The following is a 24518-nucleotide window of genomic DNA, read 5'->3' as shown; positions in this document are numbered from 1 at the left end:
TTCCAGACTACCAGTTTTTTTCTGTTTGAAAAGCCCTATTTTCATTTTTTTATAAAAAAAGTCTGAAAAAAGGGATTTTCTTAACAAAAATTAACCGCCTACTTGCCTGCAGACCACTTTTCAACAGGCTCTGCGAGTGCCAAATTTAGTACTTCATCAATCCATTTAACAGGGTGAATCGAGAGGTCTGCCTTCACATTTTCCGGGATTTCTTTTAAATCACGCTCGTTATCTTTTGGAATTACTACGGTCTTAATACCACCGCGATGTGCTGCCAGTAGCTTCTCTTTTAATCCACCAATCGCCAACACTTCGCCACGCAGGGTAATCTCACCGGTCATTGCCACATCGGCTTTCACCGGATTCCCGGTAAGGCTTGATACCAGAGCGGTACACATGCCGATACCAGCACTTGGTCCATCTTTTGGTGTAGCGCCTTCAGGGACGTGTACGTGAATATCACGTTTTTCGTTGAAATCGTCATTGATACGCAACGTTTCGGTACGACTACGAACCACGGTCATCGCTGCCTGGATCGACTCTTTCATCACATCACCAAGGGATCCGGTATAAGTTAACTTGCCCTTACCTGGTACTGAAGCCGCTTCGATAGTCAGTAACTCACCACCCACTTCGGTCCATGCAAGACCCGTTACCTGGCCAATACGGTTTTCATCTTCGGCTTTACCATAGTCGAAACGCTGAACGCCAAGGAACTCCTCGAGGTTATCCTGATTGATAGTTACCTTCTTGATGTCGTCATTTAGCAGGATTTTCTTCACAGCTTTGCGGCAAAGTTTGGAAATTTCACGCTCAAGACTACGCACACCCGCTTCCCTGGTGTAGAAACGAATGATGCCAATAATGGCACTGTCTTCAATTTCTATTTCAGAATCTTTCAGGCCATTACGTTTGATCTGTTTAGCCAACAAATGACGACGAGCGATATTTAACTTCTCATCCTCGGTGTAGCCAGAAAGGCGGATAACTTCCATACGGTCCAGCAATGGACCCGGAATATTCATACTGTTTGATGTGGCGACAAACATCACATCAGACAAGTCATAATCCACTTCCAGGTAATGATCGTTAAAATTACTGTTCTGCTCCGGATCTAACACTTCCAGCAGCGCAGAAGCCGGATCGCCGCGCATATCCGAGGACATTTTATCGATTTCGTCGAGCAAAAATAGTGGGTTTTTAACCCCGGCTTTCGCCATTTTCTGGATAAGCTTACCCGGCAAAGAACCAATATAGGTGCGACGATGACCGCGAATTTCCGCTTCATCACGAACTCCGCCTAATGCCATGCGCACGTACTTACGACCGGTAGATTTTGCAATTGATTGGCCCAGAGAGGTTTTACCTACCCCCGGAGGACCAACAAGACAAAGAATAGGGCCTTTTAACTGACTAACCCGTTGCTGTACCGCAAGGTACTCAATAATGCGCTCTTTGACCTTCTCGAGGCCGTAATGGTCCTGTTCTAATACTTCTTCAGCAAGTTTTAAGTTGCGCTTTAGCTTACTGCGTTTTTTCCACGGTACGCTAATCATCCAGTCAATATAGCTTCGAACCACAGTCGCTTCTGCTGACATAGGTGACATCATTTTAAGCTTCTGCAATTCAGCCAATGCTTTTTCTTTCGCTTCAGCGGGCATCTTCGCTTCTTCAATTTTCTGAAGTAACTGTTCACCTTCATCGGGGACTTCGTCCATATCGCCCAATTCTTTCTGAATCGCCTTCATCTGTTCGTTGAGGTAATACTCGCGCTGGCTTTTTTCCATCTGCTTTTTCACCCGGGAGCGAATTTTCTTCTCAACCTGAAGCAGATCGATTTCGCCTTCCATCAGCGCCATCAGATATTCGATGCGCTCGTTTACACTGATAATTTCAAGCACATGTTGCTTATCTTCCAGTTTCAAAGGCATATGCGCTGCCATGGTGTCGGCCAGCTGCTCTGCATCTTCAATACCAGAGACTGAAGTCAGTACCTCAGGTGGAATTTTTTTATTCAGTTTTACGTAGCCTTCGAACTGAGATACAGCTGAGCGTACCAACACTTCAAAGTTCTGTTCATTTACCTGAGTTGAGGCAATGAAGCTGACTTTGGCTATAAACGACTGTTCTGTTTCAGTAAACTCTTCAATACTGGCACGCTGTATGCCCTCGACCAGAACTTTTACCGTACCGTCCGGTAACTTTAACATCTGTAAAATGGTGGCAACGGTACCAATTTTGTATAAGTCGTCTGGCGTTGGATCATCGACACTGGCGTCTTTTTGTGCCACCAGAAAAACACGCTTATCCGTATCCATAGCCTGTTCCAGACAACGAATGGACTTTTCACGGCCAACAAACAGTGGGATTACCATTTGCGGATATACGACCACGTCGCGCAGGGCTAATACTGGGGTTTCAATCTGTCCTGAATGCTCTTTTGTCATGAAATTCTCTTGGAAATAGTGGTTTACCACACTCAATATGAATGGAAGGCCGTGGCCTTATACCAATTAACATTGAAGTTTGCCCATTCAGCGAGAATTTAAAATGGCTCAGGCAAGGCATTCGAAAGCAGGAATAGTAATCTATTTCAATTTCGAATAACGCAGCATGGGTCTTTTTAAAACTCGCCCGTTCGGGAATGCCCGAGAGGCACTTATCCTGCATTGTCGCTATTTGAAATGGAATCACCATTCCTAAATATCGACGCTTTGTATAAATGCCTCGGCTGGCATTCTGAATTGCACATACTTCAATAATAATTGGTATTATTGAGCAGCAAAATTCGTTTTAGCTTTAATGAGTATATGGGGATAGCAACTGGAGTTTCAACGTGTTAATTAAAATAATTAACGTGACGGCAACAAGGTAAGATTGGCACTGGCCAACACAGCCTTAGCGATCGGCCGGTTGCCCGGCAGCAACCAGGCACTAATTTTCACGGCTTTAAGAAAACAAAAAGCCTCCATAGGGAGGCTTTCAAACAGATAACAGCATTAACTATTCAGCGTTAGCTTGTTGCTCTTTTGCCGACTGATAGATAATTAATGGTTTACTCTCCCCCTTAATTACCGCCTCATCCACAACAACTTTGGTAGCGTCCTGGGTGGATGGCAACTGATACATGGTATCAAGCAAAACACCCTCGACAATGGATCGCAGGCCACGGGCACCAGTTTTGCGAACCATAGCCTTATTGGCAATCGCTTTCAGGGCATCCGGTCGAAACTCAAGCTCAACGCCTTCCATGTCGAACAACGCCGTAAACTGTTTAGTTAAGGCATTTTTCGGTTCTTGCAAAATTTGAATCAGGGCATCTTCATCAAGTTCGCTCAGGGTTGCAACAACCGGCAAACGGCCGATAAATTCTGGAATCAATCCATACTTGACCAAATCTTCCGGTTCAACTTCCTGGAATCGTTCGGTCAGAGATTTTTTCTGATCTTCACCTTTGACTTCCGCACCAAAGCCGATACCTGTACCAGTCAGCATACGCTGTTCGATAACTTTATCTAAGCCAGCAAAGGCGCCACCACAGATAAACAGGATTTTCGATGTGTCGACCTGTAAAAACTCCTGCTGTGGATGTTTACGGCCACCTTGCGGTGGTACGGCAGCAATGGTTCCTTCAACAAGCTTTAACAAGGCTTGTTGAACGCCTTCACCAGAAACATCGCGAGTAATCGATGGATTGTCAGACTTGCGCGAAATTTTATCGATCTCATCGATATAGACAATACCGCGCTGGGCTTTTTCAACGTCGTAATCACATTTCTGCAACAGTTTTTGGATAATGTTTTCAACGTCTTCACCGACATAACCTGCTTCAGTTAACGTGGTGGCATCTGCCATGGTGAAAGGCACGTCCAGCAATCTCGCCAGAGTTTCTGCCAGTAACGTTTTACCGCTACCGGTAGGGCCGATCAGCAAGATGTTACTTTTGCCTAATTCTACACCATTATGAACATCACCGTTTTTCAGTCGCTTGTAGTGGTTATAAACCGCCACGGAAAGTACTTTCTTGGCATGTTCCTGGCCAATTACGTACTCGTCAAGATGCTCGCGAATCTCAACCGGTGTTGGTAACTTTTCGGTGTCTGCCTGAGGAGATATTTCTTTAATCTCTTCGCGAATAATATCATTGCACAGTTCCACACATTCATCGCACACAAACACGGATGGACCGGCAATTAACTTGCGAACTTCATGTTGGCTCTTGCCACAGAAGGAACAATACAATAATTTTTCGTTATCACCGCTACCTTTTATGCCATCGGTCATACGGTCAGTACCTCATATTTTCTGTTGCCTGCCAGCAGGCGACTACACAACATTCGCTATGTATAAGTATTTCACAGATTGCGCAAATCTCAATGCACAACCAGTGGTTAACGTTGGCTTAAAATGCTATCGACCAAGCCATATTCCACAGCGGCTTCGGCGCTCAGGAAGTTATCACGGTCGGTATCTACCGCTACTTTATCATAGGGTTGGCCAGTATGATCAGCCATCAAACGGTTTAAGCGTTCCTTAATAGACAGGATTTCTTTCGCATGAATTTCAAAATCTGACGCCTGCCCCTGGAAACCACCAAGTGGCTGATGAATCATTACCCGGGAGTTTGGCAGACAATGACGCTTACCTTTTTCCCCGGCGGAAAGCAGGAAAGCGCCCATGCTGGCTGCCTGCCCCATACAAACCGTGCTTACCGCCGGCTTGATAAAATTCATCGTATCATAAATCGCCATACCAGCAGTGACACTGCCGCCCGGCGAATTAATGTATAAATAAATATCCTTTTCCGGACTCTCTGACTCAAGGAACAATAACTGTGCCACAATCAGATTCGCCATGTGTTCTTCTACCTGGCCACAAAGAAATATGACCCGCTCTTTTAACAGGCGCGAGTAAATATCGTAGGAACGCTCGCCTTTAGCTGTTTGCTCAACAACCATAGGAACCAAAGCACTTTCAATCTCAGCGTGTTTATTATTAGAAGTAAACAATGATCTTCCTTATAAAATAAAAAATGGCTTATATGCATTCATATAAGCCATTTAAGCTATTGCTTGACACAAAGTCAATCACTAATCAGTGATTAAGCCTTTGGATTCATGATTTCAGAAAACGCCGTTTCTTTTTCAGTTACGTCAGCTTTTTCAAGCAGCAATTCAATTGCTTGCTCTTCCATTGCAACGTGTTGCATTTGCTGTAACATTTCCTGGTTATTCATGTAGTAGTCAACAACTTCCTGCGGATCTTCGTACGCAGAAGCTGCTGATTCGATCAGAGACTTAACTTTAGCGTCATCCACTTTCAGTTCGTTAACTTTGATAACTTCACCCAGTAACAAACCTACTTTTACGCGACGTTTGGCTTGTTCTGTGAACATTTCTGCTGGAAGCTGAGGCATGTTTTTCGCATCAAACTGACCACCAAAACGCTGCAGAGCCTGCTGACGTAATACGTCTACTTCCTGGTCAACCAGGGCTTTCGGGATCTCAACATCGTTGTTTTCTACTAAACCGTCAAGGATTTGCTCTTTCACTTTACCTTTAACAGCCTGAGTCAGTTCACGCTCCATGTTTTTACGTACTTCGTCACGCAGTGCTTCAACACCACCTTCTTCTACGCCAAACAGTTTTGCGAACTCATCATCGATTTCTGGAAGGACAGGACCTTCAGTCTTGTGCACTTTGATGTCGAATTCAGCTTCTTTACCTTTCAGGTTTTCCGCGTGGTAATCTTCAGGGAAAGTCACCTTGATGGTTTGTTCTTCACCAACTTTCATACCTGTGATTTCTTTCTCAAAACCAGGGATCATGCGGTTTGAACCTAACTCCAGCTCAAAGCCTTCAGCCTTGCCGCCTTCAAACTCTTCACCGTCAACGCGACCGTTAAAGTCGATCGTTAACTTGTCGCCTTTCTTAGTCTTACGCTTGTTCTCTTTCCAGGTTTTGTGCTGGTTTTGCAGAGTTACGAACATCTCGTCAAGATCGGCATCGGTGACTTCAACCTGTGGCTTCTCAACTTTGATCTTGTCAAGGCCAGTAAGTTCAACTTCAGGGTAGATCTCAAACGTTGCTTCAAACTCCAGCTCTTTACCTTCTTCATTGCTCTTGGCAACGAAAGCCGGGCGACCTGCCGGGTTTAATTTTTCAGCAACGATTGCTTCAACAAAGTGACGTTGCATTAATTCACCAGCAACTTCCTGGCGTACAGACTGGCCGTAACGCTTCTGAATCACTGATGGTGGAACTTTACCTGGGCGGAAACCGTTAATCTTTTGAGTTTTTGCGATTTGACGCAAACGATTCTTAACTTCTACATCTACTGTCTCGGCTGGAACAGAAATTGATAATTTACGTTCTAAACCTTGAGTAGTCTCAACTGAAACTTGCATTTACATACCTCAAATTCTGACGTTTTCGACGCCATTTCATTCATCTTTCCTGACTTTGAAAATCACCTTGAATGGGAATCAAAAATCCCTGAAAGATGCTTAATGCTGCTATCTGGAATACCCATTACCAGCAAGATTAAAATTATGTGACGCGGGATTATAACGAGGCTGATAGGAAGAGTAAACAGCTTTTGGACAATAGAGGACAAACGCTCTGGGGGCGTTGCAAACTATTAACAAAACCTGACGAAAGGGGTTAACCAACAGCTTTAGGTAAAAATGACGAATAAAGAAAACGTTAAGAAGGAAAAAAGAAAGTGGTCGGTGATGCAAGATTCGAACTTGCGACCCCTTGGACCCAAACCAAGTGCGCTACCAAGCTGCGCTAATCACCGACAAGATGGGGTGGCTGATGGGACTTGAACCCACGACAACCGGAATCACAATCCGGGGCTCTACCAACTGAGCTACAGCCACCACGGTATGGCACGCCCTGTAGGAGTCGAACCTACGACCCACGCCTTAGAAGGGCGTTGCTCTATCCAGCTGAGCTAAGGGCGCAAAACTACCTTACAGGTTATTTTAGCGATTAAATATTTCAAACGCTAAAATTATTTTCTTAAAAAGAAAAGAGTGGTCGGTGATGCAAGATTCGAACTTGCGACCCCTTGGACCCAAACCAAGTGCGCTACCAAGCTGCGCTAATCACCGACACATGAAACACTGTCGTGCCTCAACGGATGCGCATATTACCTATGCAGGATAAGGTCGTCAAATATTTTTTTAGAATTTATAACTGTTCGCTCAATTTTAAAGCAACCCGGCATCAATCGCTACGTGAAATCGCGACTATGCCCCTTTTTTCTATAGTGTATACGAGAATGGAACGGCTAGGATCAATTTAAGGTATTGCTCTCCATGGCTGGATATCAATTTAAAGTTTTGCGCTTCATGGCTATATAACTATGCAACAATATATGGGAAAATAACGGTAGTTTTTTTCACCGCAATTACCAGAGTTAATTTTTCAATGTCAGCGACCCTAATCGATGGAAAACAAATCGCGGCTCAGATTCGTCAGAATGTGAAAAGTCGTGTCGAACAACGCATTAATAATAATCAACGGGCTCCGGGACTGGCTGTTGTGCTGGTCGGTAATGATCCGGCATCTGAAGTCTATGTTGGTTCCAAACGCCGTGCCTGTGAAGAAGTCGGTTTTGTATCTAAGTCCTTTGACTTGCCCGCAACAACGACGCAGCAAGAACTTTTAGACGTAATTGACCAGCTTAATCAGGATCCGCAGATTGACGGTATTCTGGTTCAGTTGCCTTTACCTGAAGGTCTGGATGCCAATTTAATTATTGAGCGCATCGATCCAAACAAGGATGTCGATGGGTTTCATCCATTCAATGTTGGAAAACTGGCTCTGCGCCAACCCGGCTTAAGACCTTGTACGCCTAAAGGTATTATGACCTTGATTGAATCAACGGGGATTAAAACCCACGGTCTCAATGCCCTGATTATTGGTGCTTCAAATATCGTCGGCAGGCCGATGACCCTGGAGTTATTACTGGCCGGCTGTACCACAACTACGACTCACCGTTTTACCCGGGATCTGGAACAAAAAGTGAAGGAAGCCGATTTAGTGGTTGTTGCCGTCGGCAAGCCTGAATTTATTCCAGGTAACTGGATAAAAGAAGGAGCTATCGTTATCGATGTAGGCATCAATCGTCTGGCCAATGGTAAACTGGTTGGCGACGTTGAGTTTGATGTGGCAAAAGATAAAGCCGCATTTATTACCCCAGTGCCTGGCGGCGTTGGCCCAATGACGGTTGCCAGCCTGATTGAAAATACCTTGATTGCCTGCGAAGAATACAACGATTAACAGGGTTGGTATCGACATAAAAAAAGCCGGTTTAATAACCGGCTTTTTTTATGTCACTTTCAGGGTCATGTGAAATTTCAGTTTATACCAATGCACTTAATATGTGATCTAGTCAGAATGTCAGCCGAGGGAATTCTACAAGGCGTCGATATTTAGGAATGGTATTCCATTTCAAATAGCGATTACGCAGTAGAATTGCCTCGCAGGCATTCCCGCATGGGCAAATTTGAATAAACGACCTATTCAATTAACTCGATTTTATACTAATAATATTTGCTGAACTAATTTTTGAATTTTACCCTTCCGAAAATTTGCTGAGTGATCGGAAATTACTGTGGATTGGTATTAGCCTCGGCGCCAGGTGGTTTTGCCTGCGCTATCCTCTAAAATCACGTTCATTTCTTTAAGCTTGTCTCGCGCTTCATCGGCTTTCGCCCAGTCTTTATCTGCACGAGCCTGGTTACGTTGGGCAATCAACTGCTCAATCAACTCACTTTCATCATCACCAGCTCCTGAACCTTGCAAAAACGCCTCAGGCTCAGATTGGGCGATACCAATAATGGCGCCTAGCTGAATCAGAATATAGGCCAACTCTCCAGCTTTCTGGCCATCCTCAGCCTTTAAGCGATTCACCTCTTTAGCCAGTTCGAACAACACAGGCAAGGCTTCCGGCGTATTAAAGTCATCATTCATCGCTGTTTCAAAACGCACAACATAATCGTTGCCAGCCAAAGGAACCTCGATTGGTGTAACCGAACGCAGTGCCGTGTAGATACGCTCGAGGCTAGCACGGGCCTGAGCCAGGTTTTCCTGTGAATAATTTAACTGGCTGCGATAATGGCTAGAGATGAGAAAATAACGAACGGTTTCCGCGTCGTATTGCTCAAGCACACTGCGCAAGGTAAAAAAGTTGCCTAACGATTTCGACATCTTTTCTTTGTTTACCTGCACCATGCCACCATGTAACCAGTAATTCACATAAGGAGTATCAAACGCACAGCAAGACTGGGCAATTTCATTCTCATGATGCGGGAACTGCAAATCACTGCCGCCGCCATGAATGTCAAAATGCTGCCCAAGGTGCTTGGAGTTCATTGCTGAACATTCAATATGCCAGCCAGGTCTGCCATCACCCCAGGGTGATTGCCAGGAAGGTTCACCTGGCTTTGCCATTTTCCAAAGTACAAAGTCCAGGGGGTTATGTTTTGCTTCATCCACATCAACACGTGAACCGGCTTGCAACATATCCAGATTTTGCATGCTGAGTTTGCCATAATCCGGATAAGACTGTACATCAAACATCACATCGCCATTACTGGCAACATAAGCGTGTTTGCGCTCGATCAGACGTTCCACCAGGTCAATAATCTCTAGCATATGGGTTGTAACCGTTGGGGCAATATCCGGACGTTCAACATTTAGGGCATCAAGATCTGCATACATATCCGCCGTCATGCGCTTGGTCAGGCTGTCACAGCTTTCATTGTTCTCAGCTGCACGCTTGATAATTTTGTCGTCAACATCGGTGATATTACGCACATGGGTCAGGTCATATCCGAGGTGACGCAGATAACGGGCAATTACGTCAAAGGCAACATAAGTGCGGGCGTGACCAATATGACAATGATCATAAATAGTAATACCGCATACATACATACCCACCTTGCCTGGTGTTATGGGTTTAAACTCTTCCTTTTTACGACTAAGGGTATTGTATACGTGTAACATTTAACGTTCTCGATTCACTATAAATAAAGGGGAAAATATGGCGGCAATTGTACATTAAGCCCCGCCATAACTAAAGACCGGAAAATACCCCTGAAAATTAATCAGCTAACAGGTATTACCACAACCGGTCAGATTGCCCGTTCTTGTACTTCCTGCAAAGGCTGAGTACAATTCAGCATTCACTGAATTACCATTGCCTTGTGCATGTTTCCCACATTAGGAACCAATTATGATCACATTTAAAACCAATTTAGGCGATATTAAAATCGAATTAGATTTCGATAATGCCCCAAAGACGGCAGAAAACTTCAAACAATATTGTCAGGACGGCTTTTATAACGGCACCATTTTCCATCGCGTCATTAAAGGCTTTATGGCTCAGGGCGGTGGCTTTGAATCCGGTATGGCTGAGAAAACCACTCGTGCTGCTATCGAAAATGAAGCCAATAATGGCCTGAGTAATACTCGGGGAACCCTTGCCATGGCTCGTACCCAGGATCCTCATTCTGCATCTGCACAGTTTTTTATTAACCTAGTGGACAATGGTTTTCTCGATTTTAAAAACGAAACCGTACAGGGCTGGGGCTATTGCGTATTCGGCAAAGTTGTTGAAGGCATGGAAGTCGTGGATAAGATGACTTTGGTTGAAACCGGCCGATTCGGTTTTCATGACGATGTACCAAAAGATGAAATTATCATTGAGTCGGTGGAAGTCGCTTAATCTTGTCCAACCCCATTTATTTCATCGCAGATCTGCATTTAAGCGAAGAACGGGCTGATATATCAGCCTGTTTTTTCGACTTCTTGAAAAATACCGCACCATCGGCGAAACAGTTGTATATCCTTGGTGATTTGTTTGAGTACTGGATAGGTGACGATGATGTTACCCCTCTGTCTGAAGCGGTCGCTGAGGCTTTACGAGCACTCACAAGCAAAGGCACCGACGTTTATTTTATTCAGGGTAACCGGGATTTCCTCGTTGGCAAACGCTACGCTGAACGGTGCGGCATGACACTGCTGCCGGATACACAGCTCATCGACATTGACGGTCAGCGGGCCTTAATCATGCATGGCGATACTCTCTGTACCCGCGATGTGGATTATCAAAAATTCCGGGCCAAGTCACGAACCTGGTGGTGGCAAGTATTTATGACCAACCTGCCTTTGCGCCTACGTCGTCATATTGCCCAACGTTATCGGGCCAAAAGTGCGATGTCCACGGCTCAGAAGCCGCAGGAAATAATGGATGTGACCCAGGCCGAGGTTGAAAAGGAATTACGCGCTGCAAACTGCGATTTGCTTATCCATGGCCACACTCATCGCCCGGCAATTCATCAATTTAACATTGACGGTATGCCAGCCAAGCGCATCGTGCTCGGTGACTGGTACGAGCAAGGAGCCTGGTTAAAAGCTGAGAATGGCAAATTGGAATTATTAAACCAGCCCTTCAACTAAAACCTGTTAACCTTTGCTAGCCCTAAGTCGTTCAATAAGTGCCTGTTAATTGTTAAACCGTTGCAACGAACAGCACACTTATTACGCTAGTAACCGCCGGAAAAATATTCTGGTCGGTCGATTAGGGGCCATGCCCCACTTTTATACCTTGCCCCGAACGAACGCCATCAATGGGTAAGGTTTCGCCAATATTCAAAGTTGCGATTATTTCACTACGGTTGCGCCATTGCCTGTTGGCACTTGCTCAAGCCATGTATTAACGCGCTGTTCCAGTAAATGCAACGGCAGCGCACCACCCGTCAGGACAACATCGTGAAATTCACGAATATCGAAATCCTGCTGCAATTGCGTTTCAGCCATTTTTCGTAATGACTGGATTTTCATCATTCCCATTTTGTAAGCCGTAGCCTGACCGGGCCAAACCAGATAACGCCGGACTTCCGAGCGAATGATTTCCTCAGATAACGGCGTATGCTGTTTAAAATAATCAACTGCCTGTTGCTCATTCCAGTTTTTCGCGTGCAACCCAGTGTCAACGACTAAACGAACCGCCCGCCACATTTCCGTAGTTAAGCGACCGAAATCCGCATAAGGATCCTGATATGCGCCCATCTCTTTAGCAAGGTATTCGGCATACAATGCCCAGCCTTCCACATAAGAATCGAAGTGCGCCTGAGTTCTGAAAGTCGGTAAATCAGTCAACTCCTGAGCAATAGAGATTTGCATATGATGGCCAGGATTACCCTCATGGTAAGCAATCGACTCCATATCATTTTTATGCAGCGTCGACATATCTGATAAATGCGAGTAATAAACACCGGGGCGGCTGCCATCCGGGGTTCCGGGATAATAATGCGGGGCTGCACCATTCTGCTCCCGATACGCCTCTACCCTTTTTACCTGCAATGTCGTCTTTGGCAAGGTACTGAAGTAATTACCTAGCCTTTCTTCAATAAATGCGAGGTTTGCCTCGGTTTGTTGCAGATATTCTTGCCGGCCCTCATCGGTATTTGGATAAAAAAATCGATGTTCCGTTTGCAGGTAATCAAAAAACTCATTGAGGTTGCCATCAAAGCCAACCGAATCCTTGATATCGATCATTTCCTCGGTAATTCGATCGATCTCATCCAGGCCAATTTGGTGAATATCATTGGCAGAAAAATCACTATTGGTGGCAAGCCGCAACCGATACGCATAGTAATCATCGCCATCTTGGTAACGTGATACCCCTGTGGGATTAGCGATGGCGAGCCGCAACTCTTTCTGCATCCAGGAAGTGATGTTTCGGTACGCAGAATACAGGTCCCGGGTTAATGCTTTACGTGCATTAAAACGCAGGCTTTGCGCCTCGCTGGCAGTTATCTTACCGGCTTGCTGGAGTGCAGTGACTTTTTCCTTAACATCGACCCACAATGGTGAATCTGGTCCCTGGTGAAAGGGCTCACCACGAATTAGATTATTGATCTGTTGCATTGCCCCGGTGTAGGCGAATTTCGGTGGCCTAAACCCTGCTGAGGACTTGTGCTTTGCCTGTTCCAATAACGTATTTAATGCCACCGACATACCTTTTAAGCGCTCAATATACGCTTCCATATCGGCTTTATTATCGACATTATGAAAATTAATTAGCACCTGTGGTAACAAGGTTTGGATCCCCTGTATCTGGGTAAACACATATTCGTGATTAAAGTACAGGCGCCGATCGCGGGCTAACTGAAACTGATAAACCCAGATATCATATGACAGCTTCGCCTGGGGAGTTAATGACTCATAGTCAAAATGGGTTTTCAATTCGTCAATGCTATTGGCAAACCAGTTCAGATGAGCGTCCATGGCGGCTAAGGAAAAATCATCCACTTTATGATATTGATCTTTACGACCAAGCCGCGTCAGGGTTAACGGGCTCATTTGCAGCTGCTGCTCGTATTTATCCTCAAACCATAGTGCCAATCGTTCCGATTCGCTGATCGGGGACAGTATTTCATCATCCGCCATCTCGCGCTCTGCTGAAACCGGGATGGTTTCATTGTCTGCTTGCAATGAAGAGTCAGTCGCGGGTGCACTTTGACAGGCACATAGAATGAGGCACAATAGCACCACCAAGCTGTGGCGTTTATAGAGGGTTTGCATTGACGTGTTCCTGAGTTATTTTTCCGTACAGCAGGAAACAAAAAGGGCTTAACTAAACTATAGTCCCCTTGTCAGGTAGCGCAACCTGGTTAGTTGTTTGAGGAGATGCAGCTAAGAAATCGGAACACCGCTGTGAAAGCGAAATTCATCGTCCGGAGAGTTGATCAACTCAGCCTCCACCTTTCCGAAAAACTTCACACGTTCACTAATATCTGCACCCGCTACCTGTTCCGCAAGTTTCAGGTAATCCTGATAGTGGCGAGCTTCTGAGCGCAGTAACGACACGTAAAACTTATTCAGTTCATCATCAAGATACGGGGCTAATTTGGCGAACCGCTCGCAGGAACGGGCTTCAATATATGCACCGCAGATAAGCTTATCGATCAGGGTTTCAGGTTCGTGCGTTTTTACATGTCGTATCAGGCCTTTGGCATAGCGCCCGGCGGTAATATTATGATACTCAATACCACGCCTGTTCATGATCTCCAGCACCTGATAAAAATGATGCAGCTCTTCTTTGATCAGCAACACCATTTTATCGACCAGTTCACTGCCAATACCAGTGCCAGGCTTAGGCACAATCGCTTTTGAAAGTTTAAGTTTGGCAGACAAGGTTTCAAGATTACCCTCTTTTCGATAGATAAACTTTTCATAGGGCGCCAGCCAGTTGAGAAGTTCATCACCGCTAGCTTTATCCACCGCATATTTACGAATCAGCCACATCGCCGTTTGCGCCGCTTTCAGCTCACAAATCATGTGATCAGTAAGCAATAAATCCAGTTGCTCGGGCTGTCTGGCTTTCTCTATCCAGGCGTCCGGAGTTTCACAGTGTAAAAAGGATAAAATGGGCGCTAATAGATTATCGGTCGACATGGGTTAAATATGCTTGAAGTTTCAGGTTATCGGGCTGTCGATTTTAGCACAGCTAAGCTCGGAATTATGGAAATTTTAATTCGCAATAAACACAACAATAATGTTCAGATTTTAACAACCAAAATATATCTAATAATTAATTGTGCTAACGGCCAGAAAACCGTTTCCAGGATTGATATCCGCTGATCCGTCCTGTTCAGCGAAGCTTAAAAATCCATTGCCTAAATTTTTGATGTTGATTAAGGTGAGGCATACAAGCATTAAATGCCTTTAATACAGTAACGCACGGATGTGAACATAAATGGCACGTACAAATGTAAGGAAAAGCCCGAAGGGCGAGCAAACCAGACATAAAATTTTAGATGCAACCATCGCCGTCATTGCCAGTTCTGGTATCAAAGGAACGACCCACCGGGCTGTGGCAGAGCAGGCGAATATTCAGTTATCACTGACCACCTATTATTTTACTGACATAAAACACCTGGTGCGCGAAGCCATGGAATTAAGTGCTATCCGGTTTGTTGCTGACAACTCCAATCAGTGGTTACAGGGGTTTGCGTTGATTGACTCCTACAGCGCGGCTGACAGACGCAAGTTAAGTGTGCGTAAATTACTGTGCGAACAGTTAGCGGATCTCGCCTCCCGGCATATGTATGACAATATCATTAATCGACCTCAGGCCCTGGCGGTAGAACAAATATTTTTTACCGAAATGATGTTTTCAGACGAGTTAAGGGAAATTGCCCACTCTCACATTTATAATTTAAAACAACCATTTACAAAATTCTGTCGATATTTCAATCGTGTTGATCCGAATGTGAATGCCGAGTTAATGATGATTGCGTTTACTCGAATTCAGTATATGTATTTACCTTTGCCCCCACAAAGCGTTAAGATGAGTGAAATCAGGATGCTGGTCAAGCGTCAACTGAGCTGGGTCATGGGTCTGAAAACCTGATACCAGTCGTCAGACGACGGCCACCCCCACTACCTCTCCTGTGATTAATCAATAATTCTGAGACTTACAAATATTATCCAGGAAGTTTATTTTGAACTATCAAGACATACTCGACCAACAACGTCGTTACTTTCACAGCAATGTTACCCGTGATCTGAACTGGCGAACGACACAGTTACAACAAATAAAAGCCATGGTGATTAACCATGAGGCAGAAATCCTTCATGCTCTGGAAAAAGATTTAGGTAAACCGGAGCAGGAATCGTGGATCACGGAAGTATCTTATGTCACCGGTGATGTCGACCACACCATCAAACATTTAAAAAAATGGGCGAAACCGAGAAAGGTAAAGACGCCCGTAGTCGCACAGCCGGGGTCTTCTTATATTGTGCCTGAGCCCGTCGGTAGCGTATTAATCATGGGCGCATGGAACTATCCATTGCAACTGGTCCTGGCTCCCTTGGTTGCGGTCATTGCTGCTGGCAATTGTGCCATCATCAAGCCCTCGGAAATGGCAGAAAACACCTCGAGATTGCTTGCCACTATCATCCCTTTGTACCTGGATAAGCAAGCGGTAACGGTGGTCGAAGGTGGCATCGAAGAGTCGACCCAATTACTGGATTTGAATTTTGACCATATCATGTATACCGGTAATGGCAATGTTGGCCGCATCGTCATGTGCGCCGCAGCAAAGCATCTGACTCCGGTTACCCTGGAGTTAGGCGGCAAGAGCCCGGTGTACATTGACCAGAGTGCCAATATGAAAATTACCGCCCAGCGACTGGCCTGGGGAAAATGGATGAACGCAGGACAAACCTGTATTGCGCCAGATTATATCCTGACCCATAAATATATGGTCAAACCCCTGGTCGATGCCCTGACCAAAGAGCTAAAAGCGATGTACGGGGATAATCCACAGTTAAGCAAGAGTTATGGACGGATTATTAATCCTCGCCATACCGAGCGCCTTACCAGCTATCTTGACTCCGGAGAAATCGTGCTCGGCGGAAATTACTCCATTGAAGATTGCTATATCGAGCCTACGGTGGTGGTTAACCCGGAGCTTGACTCGAAACTGATGACCGAGGAAATATTTGGGCCGATTCTGCCGATTGTTTGCGTAGAAGACTTTGCCAGTGCCAAGCAATTTGTCCTGGAACGGGATAAGCCATTGTCCGCCTATATTTTTACCAAAGACAATGAACAAAAACAGCAATGGCAACAGGAAATCAGTGCCGGCAGTCAGTGTATCAATGACGTGGTAATGTTTAATGCGGTACCGGATCTGCCTTTTGGTGGCACAGGCCCAAGCGGTATTGGCCAGTATTCCGGTAAATCCGGCTTTGAAAACTTCTCGCACTTAAAATCGGTGTTAAAACGTCCATTTATGGCTGATCTGCCTGTTCGTTTTGCACCTTACAAAGACTGGAAGTTGAACTTCCTTAAAAAGATTCGCTAACAGCAAACGTTGAAAAAGCGCCTGATGGCGCTTTTTTTTAACCGCCACAGGCCAGGATTTATGAATAAAGACGTAAAGCAATTACTCAGCAAACATCAATCGCTGAATCAACTGGACGGCGTTAAGGTGACTTCGCATGTGCAACGTGAAGATGGAGACTGGTATTTAAACACCGTTATGATTAGCGGCTATTCGGTACCATTCAAATATCGGCGCAAACAGATGTACCAAAGCCTGATCGGTCAAAAAGTGAATATTACCTATTATCCCGCTACCGAAAAAATAGCCGGGATGGACATTGAATACATGAAAGTTACGAGGATCAAAAGATACTGATTTCCAAAAAGTTTATTTTTTCCAGCCGCAGACTCACACCTTCCCTCTGCGTTATTGATCTAAAACAGCTTTATCGCGTATTTCTTAAACAACTCTTGATTATTTATTACACATACGACATAAATATAATTGTGCCTTATTAAAAACAATAACAAAACGATAAAAATAAAGGCGACAACAGCGAGCATGAGAGGTTGATGCTTACCTGGGGATAGCGAAAGAGGAAGAAAATTATGATCCTAAATCATATCTGGGGATTATACGCCCACCCACGACAAGAATGGAATGAGATTGACTCCCGGCATGAAGGCATTGTTTATAGCATGGCACACATACTGGTAGTGGCTTTAATACCTTCAATCTGCGGTTATTTTGCCGCTGCACACATTGGTTGGCAAATTGGCGCTGGTGATCCCATTATGTTAACCAAACCCAGCGCAATGCTACTGGCCGTATCAATGTATTGCGCCATTATCGTAGCACTGGTAGCCCTTACCTACCTGATCCATTGGATGGCGAAAACGTTCGACGCCAGACCGGACATATCACAATCACTGGAACTGGCAGCCTATGCGTCGACCCCGGTATTAATGGTTGGGGTTGCAGCCCTGTATCCCGTACTCTGGGTATTTTCTATAGCCGGTATGCTGGCGGTAGCTTATTCGGTCTACCTGTTGTATTCCGGCACTCCAATACTGATGCATATACCGGAAGAAAAAGGCTTTTTGTATGCCAGTTCGGTAGTAACCTGTGGGCTGGTACTGTTGGTTTGTGTATTGGCCGCCACGGCAATGGCGTGGACCCTTGGCTTTGGACCAGAGTTCACCGGCTAACAGCCTGGTTGATGACATAAAAAAAAGCCGCTAATGCGGCTTTTTTTATTTGTGTGAAGCGACCTTAATCGCTCCCCTCATTATGCAAATCAAGGATAGAGTCGGCTTCTTTATCAGCCTGTTCCTTGCTTTCGTTATTGCGCATAGCATCAAGTTTTTCCAGATAACTATGATCAATGTCATTGGTGATGTAGGTACCATTGAATACCGAGGTTTCAAAGGCTTTAATGTCTTTATTCCCTTTGCCCACCGCATTAACCAGATCGGCTAAATCCTGGAAAATCAGCTTATCAGCACCAATCAGCTCGCAAATATCCTCGAGCTCACGGCCATGAGCAATCAACTCGGTTGCCGACGGCATATCAATGCCATAAACATTCGGGAAGCGAACTTCCGGCGCTGCGGATGCAAAATACACTTTCTTTGCCCCGGCATTGCGAGCCATCTCAATGATCTGTTCCGATGTGGTGCCGCGAACAATGGAGTCGTCAACCAACAGGACATTCTTACCTTTGAATTCCTGAGTAATCGCATTGAGCTTACGCTTAACCGACTTTTTCCGTTCCGCTTGCCCCGGCATAATAAATGTGCGGCCAACATAACGGTTTTTCACAAAGCCCTGACGGTATGGGATATCTAGTTGCTGGGCGATTTGCAGTGCAATATCGTTTGACGTCTCAGGAATCGGGATCACGACATCAATATCCAGGTCATCCCACTCCCGGGCAATTTTCTTGCCCAGCGCAGTTCCCATTTCCACCCGTGATGCGTATACCGACATCTTATCAATGGTCGAATCCGGACGGGCAAAATAGACAAACTCAAAGATGCAGGGGTTATATGTTGGATTCTGTGCACACTGACTGGAGAATAACTGTCCGTCTTCAGTGATATAAATTGCTTCACCAGGCGCGACATCGCGAATAAACTCAAAATCACAGGCATCCAAAGCGACGGATTCAGAAGCCACCATATACTCCATCCCTTTTTCGGTTTCTCGTTTACCGAATACCAGTGGGCGAATACCATGTGGGTCTCTGAATGCGACCATACCGTGGCCAATAATCAAGGCTACTGTCGCGTAGGCACCGCGCACCAGGTTATGAACTTCAGCGACGGCGTTAAAAATATCTTCTGCGGTCAGCTCCAGGTTCTTAGCCTGCTGCAACTGATGAGCAAAGATATTTAGTAGTAATTCAGAATCAGATGTGGTGTTAACGTGACGGCGGGCTTTGTTGAAGATCCAGGATTTTAACTCATCGGCGTTGGTAAGGTTACCATTGTGTGCCAGGGAGATACCATAAGGGGAATTTGCGTAAAACGGCTGTGCTTCTGAAGAGCTTGAGGTACCTGCGGTTGGATATCTTACATGGCCGATGCCAATATTTCCTTGTAACCGAAGCATGTGCCGGGTATGAAATACATCTTTAACTAACCCATTGGCTTTGCGAAGTCGAAAGGTATTATCACTTATCGTTACAATACCGGCAGCATCCTGCCCTCGATGTTGAATAACGGTTAGACCATCATATAGAGCTTGGCTTACCGGTGAGTGACCAACCATGCCAACAATACCACACATGAAATAAATTCTCCGAAAATATCTAGTTAAGACAGGAAACTTGACGAGGATTCAACATAGGCAAAGAACCATTCTATTACTACTCTGAATTCGGGTATTAAGGTCGAGCCCTGCCACCAGTCAGAGGACGGTGCCGGGGTGAATACATCCAGGAAAAACAAGGATGCACTGACAATTAAAACGCCGCGTAAGCCACCAAAGACCAGTCCCAGTATACGATCAGTACCACTTAAACCAGTCTTGTCGACCAACTGGGCAATGATATAGTTAACCATCGCCCCAAGAATCAGAGTAGCAACAAATAATATGCCAATCGCTGCCGCATTGCGCAGTACATTATCTTCGATATTGACCAGATACGCGGCCAACTGCTGATAAAACGTGCTGGCAACAAAAAATGCACAAACCCAAATAGCGAGTGATATTGCTTCTTTTACAAAGCCCCTGATCAGGCTGATCAGCATCGAAAGACCAATCACTATGAATATCAGGTAATCCACCCAAACCATTTGTCGTCATCCTATTCGTTACGCGGCGCATTCTAACAGAATCGGCGCTTTTAATACTAATTATTTGTGGCTTATTTATGTAAACAAAATGTTGTCGAACGGGTATCCAATCCCGCTTGCCGCTAATTTACTCGTGCGCTTTGTCATCTTGTTTTCACTAATCCGTTTGAACAACAAGTCGTTACTGGCAGTGCGCTCTACCTTAGAGCGTGCTGGTCTTTGTTGGACAAATTTTATTCAACAACCGCCAATTAACTGCCCTATCATTAAGTCTGCTGATACGCTTATCGTTTCAAACGTACCATTGAATTCTGCGACACGAATACGAGCCGGACGAGCGGGCTTTAGCCTAAAGGATCAAATACGGCGATTCGTCCCTGCACACCCGTTAATTTTTCAAGTTTGCTTAACTCGGATTCCAGTGCACTGCGTTCTACGGACGGACCGATAAAGACCTTGGTCAGGGTTCCCGCCTGAGTTTTTACTGGCCGGGTAAATACCGTGTACCCCGCATTTTTCAGTTTCAGGGTAAGTTGCTCTACATTATTCTGGTGTCGAAAACTGCCGAGCTGAATAACCCAACCAACCGCTTTACTATCACTTGTGGTCTTGCTTGCGGCGGCGTTATCTGGCTTAGTCACTACAGGTTGCGGGTTATTTTCAAAGGATCTTGCAACGGCAGTTTTATTTGTGGATTCTGTGGGTTGTTGTGAAACAGTACTGGTAGGTTTCGCATCGGCATCGTCATCTAACGCTACTTCATCTTCAAGGGGTTGAGGTTGCGCCCGGGCGATTAATGCCTGTTCATTCATGGCAGGAATTTCAACCACAGATAAGGCTTCAGGTGCCTCGGGGATCTCTTCAAATTGCGATTGATAGGCCTGCTTTTCCCCATCCAGAAGTTCTGGTAAAAAAATCACCGCAGCGGCTGCAACTATGATGGTACCAACCAGTCTGTTTTGAAACGGCGTAGACAAATGGGGCTCCTTAGATGCATGATTTTTTGAAGTCGGCCACTGTAAAAAATGAACCAAACACCAAGATCATGTCGTTTTTATTAGCATTTTGTTTTGCTATTTTAAAGCCATCGGAAACATTGTCAAAGCCATTACTGCTCTGATGCAGTTTTTGTAGCTCATCAATCAGTTGCCCTGCCTTCGCCCCGCGCGGAACATTTAGCGAAACCGGGTACCAGATATCAACCACGTCAGTCATTGCCGCTAATGTTGAATAAATATCTTTGTCTGCCAACATCCCAACCAGGGCATGTACTTTGCGAACGCCTGATGCCCCGACCACCTTTGCCAAATGCCTTGCAGCATGTGGGTTATGGGCAACATCCAACATTACCATAGGGTCAGTGCTTACCACTTCTGTACGTCCGGCAACCTGAGTGGCAGCAATCCAGTTATTGGCGCGCTCTGCGATGGTTAAGTTTGTAAAGCGCTTGTTCAGGATAGATAACGCCATCAACGCCGTAGCAACATTATCCTTGGGAATTGCCGGAGCCCCAAGCTGGTTAAATGTCGCATCAGCTCCGCGCCACTGCCAATCCTTACCATCCGCGTCTGTAAGATGATCAAAGTGTTCGCCACGATAAAATCCTTCACACCCCAGGGAGTCCAGGTATTGCCTGACCTTTAGCGGCAGATTGGGTTCACCGATTACCGCCGGCTTGCCGGAGCGGCAAATACCTGCCTTTTCCAGACCAATACTGGATCGGTCATTCCCCAAAAACTGCTGATGATCAAGATCGATACTGGTGATAATCGACAGATCCGCATCAATTATATTGGTAGCATCAAGGCGTCCACCAAGACCGACTTCCAAAATCACCACATCGACATCCTGGGCCTGGCATATCATCAGCGCCGCTAGCGTGGTGTACTCATAATAAGTCAAAGAGATTTCAGCACGCGCCCGCTCAATGCGACGAAACGCATCGATCAATGCATCATCATTGATTAACGCTTTATTTATGCGTAAACGTTCATTGAACTGATTAATATGAGGGGATGAATAAACCGCAACCGAATAACCACTATCCAGTAGTGCGGTTTCCAGGAATGCACAGGTGGTGCCCTTACCATTGGTGCCACCAACCGTGACCACGGTTTTGTCTTCCAATGTGATAGCGAGTCGTTGCCTGACCTCACTGATACGATCAAGAGTCATATCAATTTCAAGCGAATGAATAGACTCTAAATAAAAAAGCCACTCATCCAGGGTAGTCAAAGATAAGTGGCTGTGATTTGTTTGTGTCATGAAGAACGTTATACCAAGTCTGATATTGAACTGTTCACTGAAATATATCTAAAACATGTTCAGCTGACCACAATTTAAATTGAATTGTTTTTATTTTACTGCAGGCTCGGCAATTCCCATGAACTTGGCGATTAAGCGTGCCAGTTTGCCACGCATTTCACGTCGGTCGACGATCAAATCGATCGCTCCATGCTCGAGTAAAAATTCAGAGCGTTGGAAACCTTCCGGCAATTTTTCACGAACGGTCTGCTCGATTACCCGTGGGCCGGCAAAACCAATTAATGCCTTAGGTTCGGCGACATTGATGTCACCAAGCATCGCCAGGCTGGCACTAACACCACCCATCGTAGGGTCAGTCAGCACCGATACATAAGGTAAGCCTTTCTCGCTCATCTTAGCTAATGCGGCACTGGTCTTTGCCATTTGCATTAATGACATTAACGCTTCCTGCATACGTGCGCCACCGCTGGCTGAAAAACAGATTAATGGCATGTTCTCTTTCAGGCATATTTCTGCTGCCTGAACAAAGCGAGCACCAACAACCGATGCCATAGAGCCTCCTAAAAATGAGAACTCAAATGCCGCAGCGACAACCGGTATACCACCTAACTCGCCTTTCATGATGACAATCGCGTCTTTTTCACCGGTTGATTTTTGCGCAGAAGCGATGCGATCTTTGTAACGCTTCGAGTCTTTGAACTTCAGTTTATCCTGTGGTTCCAGCTCGGCACCGATTTCGACTTTTTCGCCGGCATCAAGAAATGACTCCAGTCGTTTACGAGCTGGCAAGCGCATGTGATGATCACATTTCGGACATACGCCAAGCTGACGCTCTAATTCAACTTTATACAGTACCGCATTACACGAAGAACACTTGCTCCAAACGCCTTCCGGAATATTATGCTTACTGGAGGTAGACGTTTTTGCTTTAGGTAGAATTTTTTCGATCCAGCTCATGGGTAATTTATGCCTATTTTTCGTTACTGGGGCTAGATGAACAACCCGTAAAACTAAGTAAAAACAACCACTAATCAGCTCGTGGATGTTTGGTTAATGATTTATAGTCGCTAATTAAACCATACTTTTGGGGGCGAACTATAGAAAAAACTGGTCAGCGTTGTGCCGATAATGTTCTAGTATAGCGGCCAATTGTTCAAAAAAACCTCACAACGTCCGTTAAAGTTCCGGTTTTAGAAATAATGGACCTAGCTCAGCTTTCGGCAATTGAAACTCTTGCGGATAATCAACATCAACAAAATATAAACCATTGGCGGGCGCCGTCATGCCAGCTTTGCAGCGGTTCTTTAAATACAATACTTCGCTGATCCAACTCACCGGTTCAAGTTTTCTTCCTACGCGAATCAAACTTCCGGCGATATTGCGCACCATATGATGTAAAAACGCATTAGCCTTAATGTCGATAATGACATAGTCACCCTGGCGGCTGACATTGCAGTGAATAATCGTCCGTAACGGCGAATGCGCCTGGCAATGAACCGTGCGAAAGGAAGTAAAGTCATGTTGACCCACCAGTTGTTGTGCCGCTTCATGCATCAGGGTTTCATCAAGGGGATGATGGCAAAAACTTAATCCTTTGGCAAAAATAGCTGGCCGGTACATACCGTTGTATATGATATAGCGATAGCGACGGGCGGTAGCGCTGAACCGGGCGTGAAAATCATCACTAACGGGATGACTCCATTTTACCGCAATATCTTTTGGCATCAGGGTATTCATACCCAGTGTCCAGGCGGCAGAACCTCTGTCGTAGGGTGAATCGAAATGAACGACCTGGCCGGTACCATGCACACCGGTATCCGTGCGCCCTGCACATACGACTTCAGTAGGTTGATTGACTATCTTCGATAATGCCTTTTCTATCTCCCCCTGAACACTGATCACGTCTTTCTGTCTCTGCCAGCCACAATAGCGACTACCATCGTATTCTATACCCAGTGCAAACCGCATTTTACCCTCCCGCGAATTAGGTGCGGCATTATCGTATATTTACGCTTCTTACGAAAGTATGATTGCCAATTCGTTAATGTTATACCAATTCCATTAAGTTTTTGCACAACTCAGAGTTAGGGCTGAGATTC

The 24518-nt window shown here is 45.3% G+C and carries 20 protein-coding genes and 4 tRNA genes; 7 read left to right on the top strand and 17 right to left on the bottom strand.

All coding sequences use genetic code 11. The features are described from left to right. Positions 1 to 98: 98 nt before the first annotated feature. The 8 genes from lon to E8M12_RS09730 all read right to left on the bottom strand — a co-directional run bounded on the left by lon (position 99) and on the right by E8M12_RS09730 (position 7117). The gene (lon, locus tag E8M12_RS09765; RefSeq protein WP_136735966.1) at positions 99 to 2447 is read right to left on the bottom strand and encodes an endopeptidase La; all 2349 of its coding nucleotides are present in this window, start codon (positions 2445 to 2447) and stop codon (positions 99 to 101) included. Between the two features lie 556 nt (positions 2448 to 3003). Beyond that, positions 3004 to 4284 carry an ATP-dependent protease ATP-binding subunit ClpX gene (gene clpX, locus E8M12_RS09760; RefSeq protein ID WP_136735965.1) on the bottom strand — a complete coding sequence of 427 codons (1281 nt, stop codon included), beginning with the start codon at positions 4282 to 4284 and terminating at the stop codon, positions 3004 to 3006. Between the two features lie 107 nt (positions 4285 to 4391). Then, positions 4392 to 5009 carry an ATP-dependent Clp endopeptidase proteolytic subunit ClpP gene (clpP, locus tag E8M12_RS09755; RefSeq protein WP_281277712.1) on the bottom strand — a complete coding sequence of 206 codons (618 nt, stop codon included), beginning with the start codon at positions 5007 to 5009 and terminating at the stop codon, positions 4392 to 4394. 92 nt (positions 5010 to 5101) lie between these two features. Continuing rightward, positions 5102 to 6406 (bottom strand): trigger factor, encoded by a 1305-nt coding sequence (gene tig / locus E8M12_RS09750; RefSeq protein ID WP_136735964.1) that lies wholly within the window; start codon positions 6404 to 6406, stop codon positions 5102 to 5104. Positions 6407 to 6724: 318 nt separating this feature from the next. Further along, positions 6725 to 6801: transfer RNA gene (locus E8M12_RS09745), tRNA-Pro, on the bottom strand. A 6-nt stretch (positions 6802 to 6807) separates the two neighbouring features. Then, positions 6808 to 6883 (bottom strand) — tRNA-His (locus E8M12_RS09740). A gap of 7 nt (positions 6884 to 6890) precedes the next feature. Beyond that, positions 6891 to 6967 (bottom strand) — tRNA-Arg (locus E8M12_RS09735). A gap of 73 nt (positions 6968 to 7040) precedes the next feature. Continuing rightward, positions 7041 to 7117, bottom strand: a tRNA-Pro gene (locus tag E8M12_RS09730). Between the two features lie 319 nt (positions 7118 to 7436). Here E8M12_RS09730 and folD point away from each other — a divergent pair. Beyond that, entirely contained in the window at positions 7437 to 8291 is an 855-nt protein-coding gene (gene folD / locus E8M12_RS09725) for a bifunctional methylenetetrahydrofolate dehydrogenase/methenyltetrahydrofolate cyclohydrolase FolD (RefSeq protein ID WP_136735963.1), read from the top strand. A gap of 345 nt (positions 8292 to 8636) precedes the next feature. On the opposite strand, the gene cysS is transcribed toward folD, so the two are convergent. After that, entirely contained in the window at positions 8637 to 10019 is a 1383-nt protein-coding gene (cysS, locus tag E8M12_RS09720; RefSeq protein ID WP_136735962.1) for a cysteine--tRNA ligase, read from the bottom strand. A 229-nt stretch (positions 10020 to 10248) separates the two neighbouring features. On the opposite strand from cysS, the gene E8M12_RS09715 reads away from it, so the two are divergent. Beyond that, a complete protein-coding gene (locus E8M12_RS09715; RefSeq protein ID WP_136735961.1) occupies positions 10249 to 10740 on the top strand; it encodes a peptidylprolyl isomerase in 492 nt (163 codons plus the stop codon). 2 nt (positions 10741 to 10742) lie between these two features. After that, the gene (locus tag E8M12_RS09710) at positions 10743 to 11474 is read left to right on the top strand and encodes a UDP-2,3-diacylglucosamine diphosphatase (protein ID WP_246034095.1); all 732 of its coding nucleotides are present in this window, start codon (positions 10743 to 10745) and stop codon (positions 11472 to 11474) included. Positions 11475 to 11678: 204 nt separating this feature from the next. Here the strand turns inward: E8M12_RS09710 and E8M12_RS09705 are convergent, their stop codons facing one another. After that, positions 11679 to 13604 (bottom strand): DUF885 domain-containing protein, encoded by a 1926-nt coding sequence (locus E8M12_RS09705; protein WP_136735960.1) that lies wholly within the window; start codon positions 13602 to 13604, stop codon positions 11679 to 11681. Between the two features lie 111 nt (positions 13605 to 13715). After that, positions 13716 to 14477, bottom strand: coding sequence for a tRNA isopentenyl-2-thiomethyl-A-37 hydroxylase MiaE (gene miaE, locus E8M12_RS09700; protein WP_136735959.1), 762 nt, complete (start codon positions 14475 to 14477; stop codon positions 13716 to 13718). Between the two features lie 301 nt (positions 14478 to 14778). Between miaE and E8M12_RS09695 the strand changes: the two genes are divergently transcribed. From E8M12_RS09695 to E8M12_RS09680, 4 genes are all read left to right on the top strand, one after another. Next, on the top strand, positions 14779 to 15435 hold the full coding sequence (locus tag E8M12_RS09695) for a TetR/AcrR family transcriptional regulator (protein WP_136735958.1): 657 nt from the start codon (positions 14779 to 14781) through the stop codon (positions 15433 to 15435). Between the two features lie 91 nt (positions 15436 to 15526). Then, the gene (locus E8M12_RS09690; protein WP_136735957.1) at positions 15527 to 16894 is read left to right on the top strand and encodes an aldehyde dehydrogenase family protein; all 1368 of its coding nucleotides are present in this window, start codon (positions 15527 to 15529) and stop codon (positions 16892 to 16894) included. Positions 16895 to 16954: 60 nt separating this feature from the next. Further along, positions 16955 to 17230, top strand: coding sequence for a hypothetical protein (locus E8M12_RS09685; RefSeq protein WP_136735956.1), 276 nt, complete (start codon positions 16955 to 16957; stop codon positions 17228 to 17230). Between the two features lie 233 nt (positions 17231 to 17463). After that, positions 17464 to 18063, top strand: coding sequence for a Yip1 family protein (locus E8M12_RS09680; protein ID WP_136735955.1), 600 nt, complete (start codon positions 17464 to 17466; stop codon positions 18061 to 18063). Positions 18064 to 18127: 64 nt separating this feature from the next. On the opposite strand, the gene purF is transcribed toward E8M12_RS09680, so the two are convergent. From purF to truA, 6 genes are all read right to left on the bottom strand, one after another. Next, on the bottom strand, positions 18128 to 19645 hold the full coding sequence (gene purF, locus E8M12_RS09675; RefSeq protein ID WP_136735954.1) for an amidophosphoribosyltransferase: 1518 nt from the start codon (positions 19643 to 19645) through the stop codon (positions 18128 to 18130). Between the two features lie 26 nt (positions 19646 to 19671). Continuing rightward, positions 19672 to 20154 (bottom strand): CvpA family protein, encoded by a 483-nt coding sequence (locus tag E8M12_RS09670; protein ID WP_136735953.1) that lies wholly within the window; start codon positions 20152 to 20154, stop codon positions 19672 to 19674. 344 nt (positions 20155 to 20498) lie between these two features. After that, positions 20499 to 21131: an SPOR domain-containing protein gene (locus E8M12_RS09665; protein WP_136735952.1), complete on the bottom strand. Its 633-nt coding sequence runs from the start codon at positions 21129 to 21131 to the stop codon at positions 20499 to 20501. 10 nt (positions 21132 to 21141) lie between these two features. Beyond that, entirely contained in the window at positions 21142 to 22419 is a 1278-nt protein-coding gene (gene folC / locus E8M12_RS09660) for a bifunctional tetrahydrofolate synthase/dihydrofolate synthase (RefSeq protein WP_136735951.1), read from the bottom strand. Positions 22420 to 22509: 90 nt separating this feature from the next. After that, positions 22510 to 23376: an acetyl-CoA carboxylase, carboxyltransferase subunit beta gene (gene accD / locus E8M12_RS09655; protein ID WP_136735950.1), complete on the bottom strand. Its 867-nt coding sequence runs from the start codon at positions 23374 to 23376 to the stop codon at positions 22510 to 22512. A 219-nt stretch (positions 23377 to 23595) separates the two neighbouring features. After that, positions 23596 to 24387 carry a tRNA pseudouridine(38-40) synthase TruA gene (truA, locus tag E8M12_RS09650; RefSeq protein WP_136735949.1) on the bottom strand — a complete coding sequence of 264 codons (792 nt, stop codon included), beginning with the start codon at positions 24385 to 24387 and terminating at the stop codon, positions 23596 to 23598. Positions 24388 to 24518: the final 131 nt, after the last annotated feature.

It is taken from the genome of Thalassotalea mangrovi, from assembly GCF_005116735.1.
Classification (GTDB): Bacteria; Pseudomonadota; Gammaproteobacteria; order Enterobacterales; family Alteromonadaceae; genus Thalassotalea_A; species Thalassotalea_A mangrovi.
Note: the sequence above shows the minus strand (reverse complement) of the source record. Positions and strands in the feature narration are given on the sequence as shown.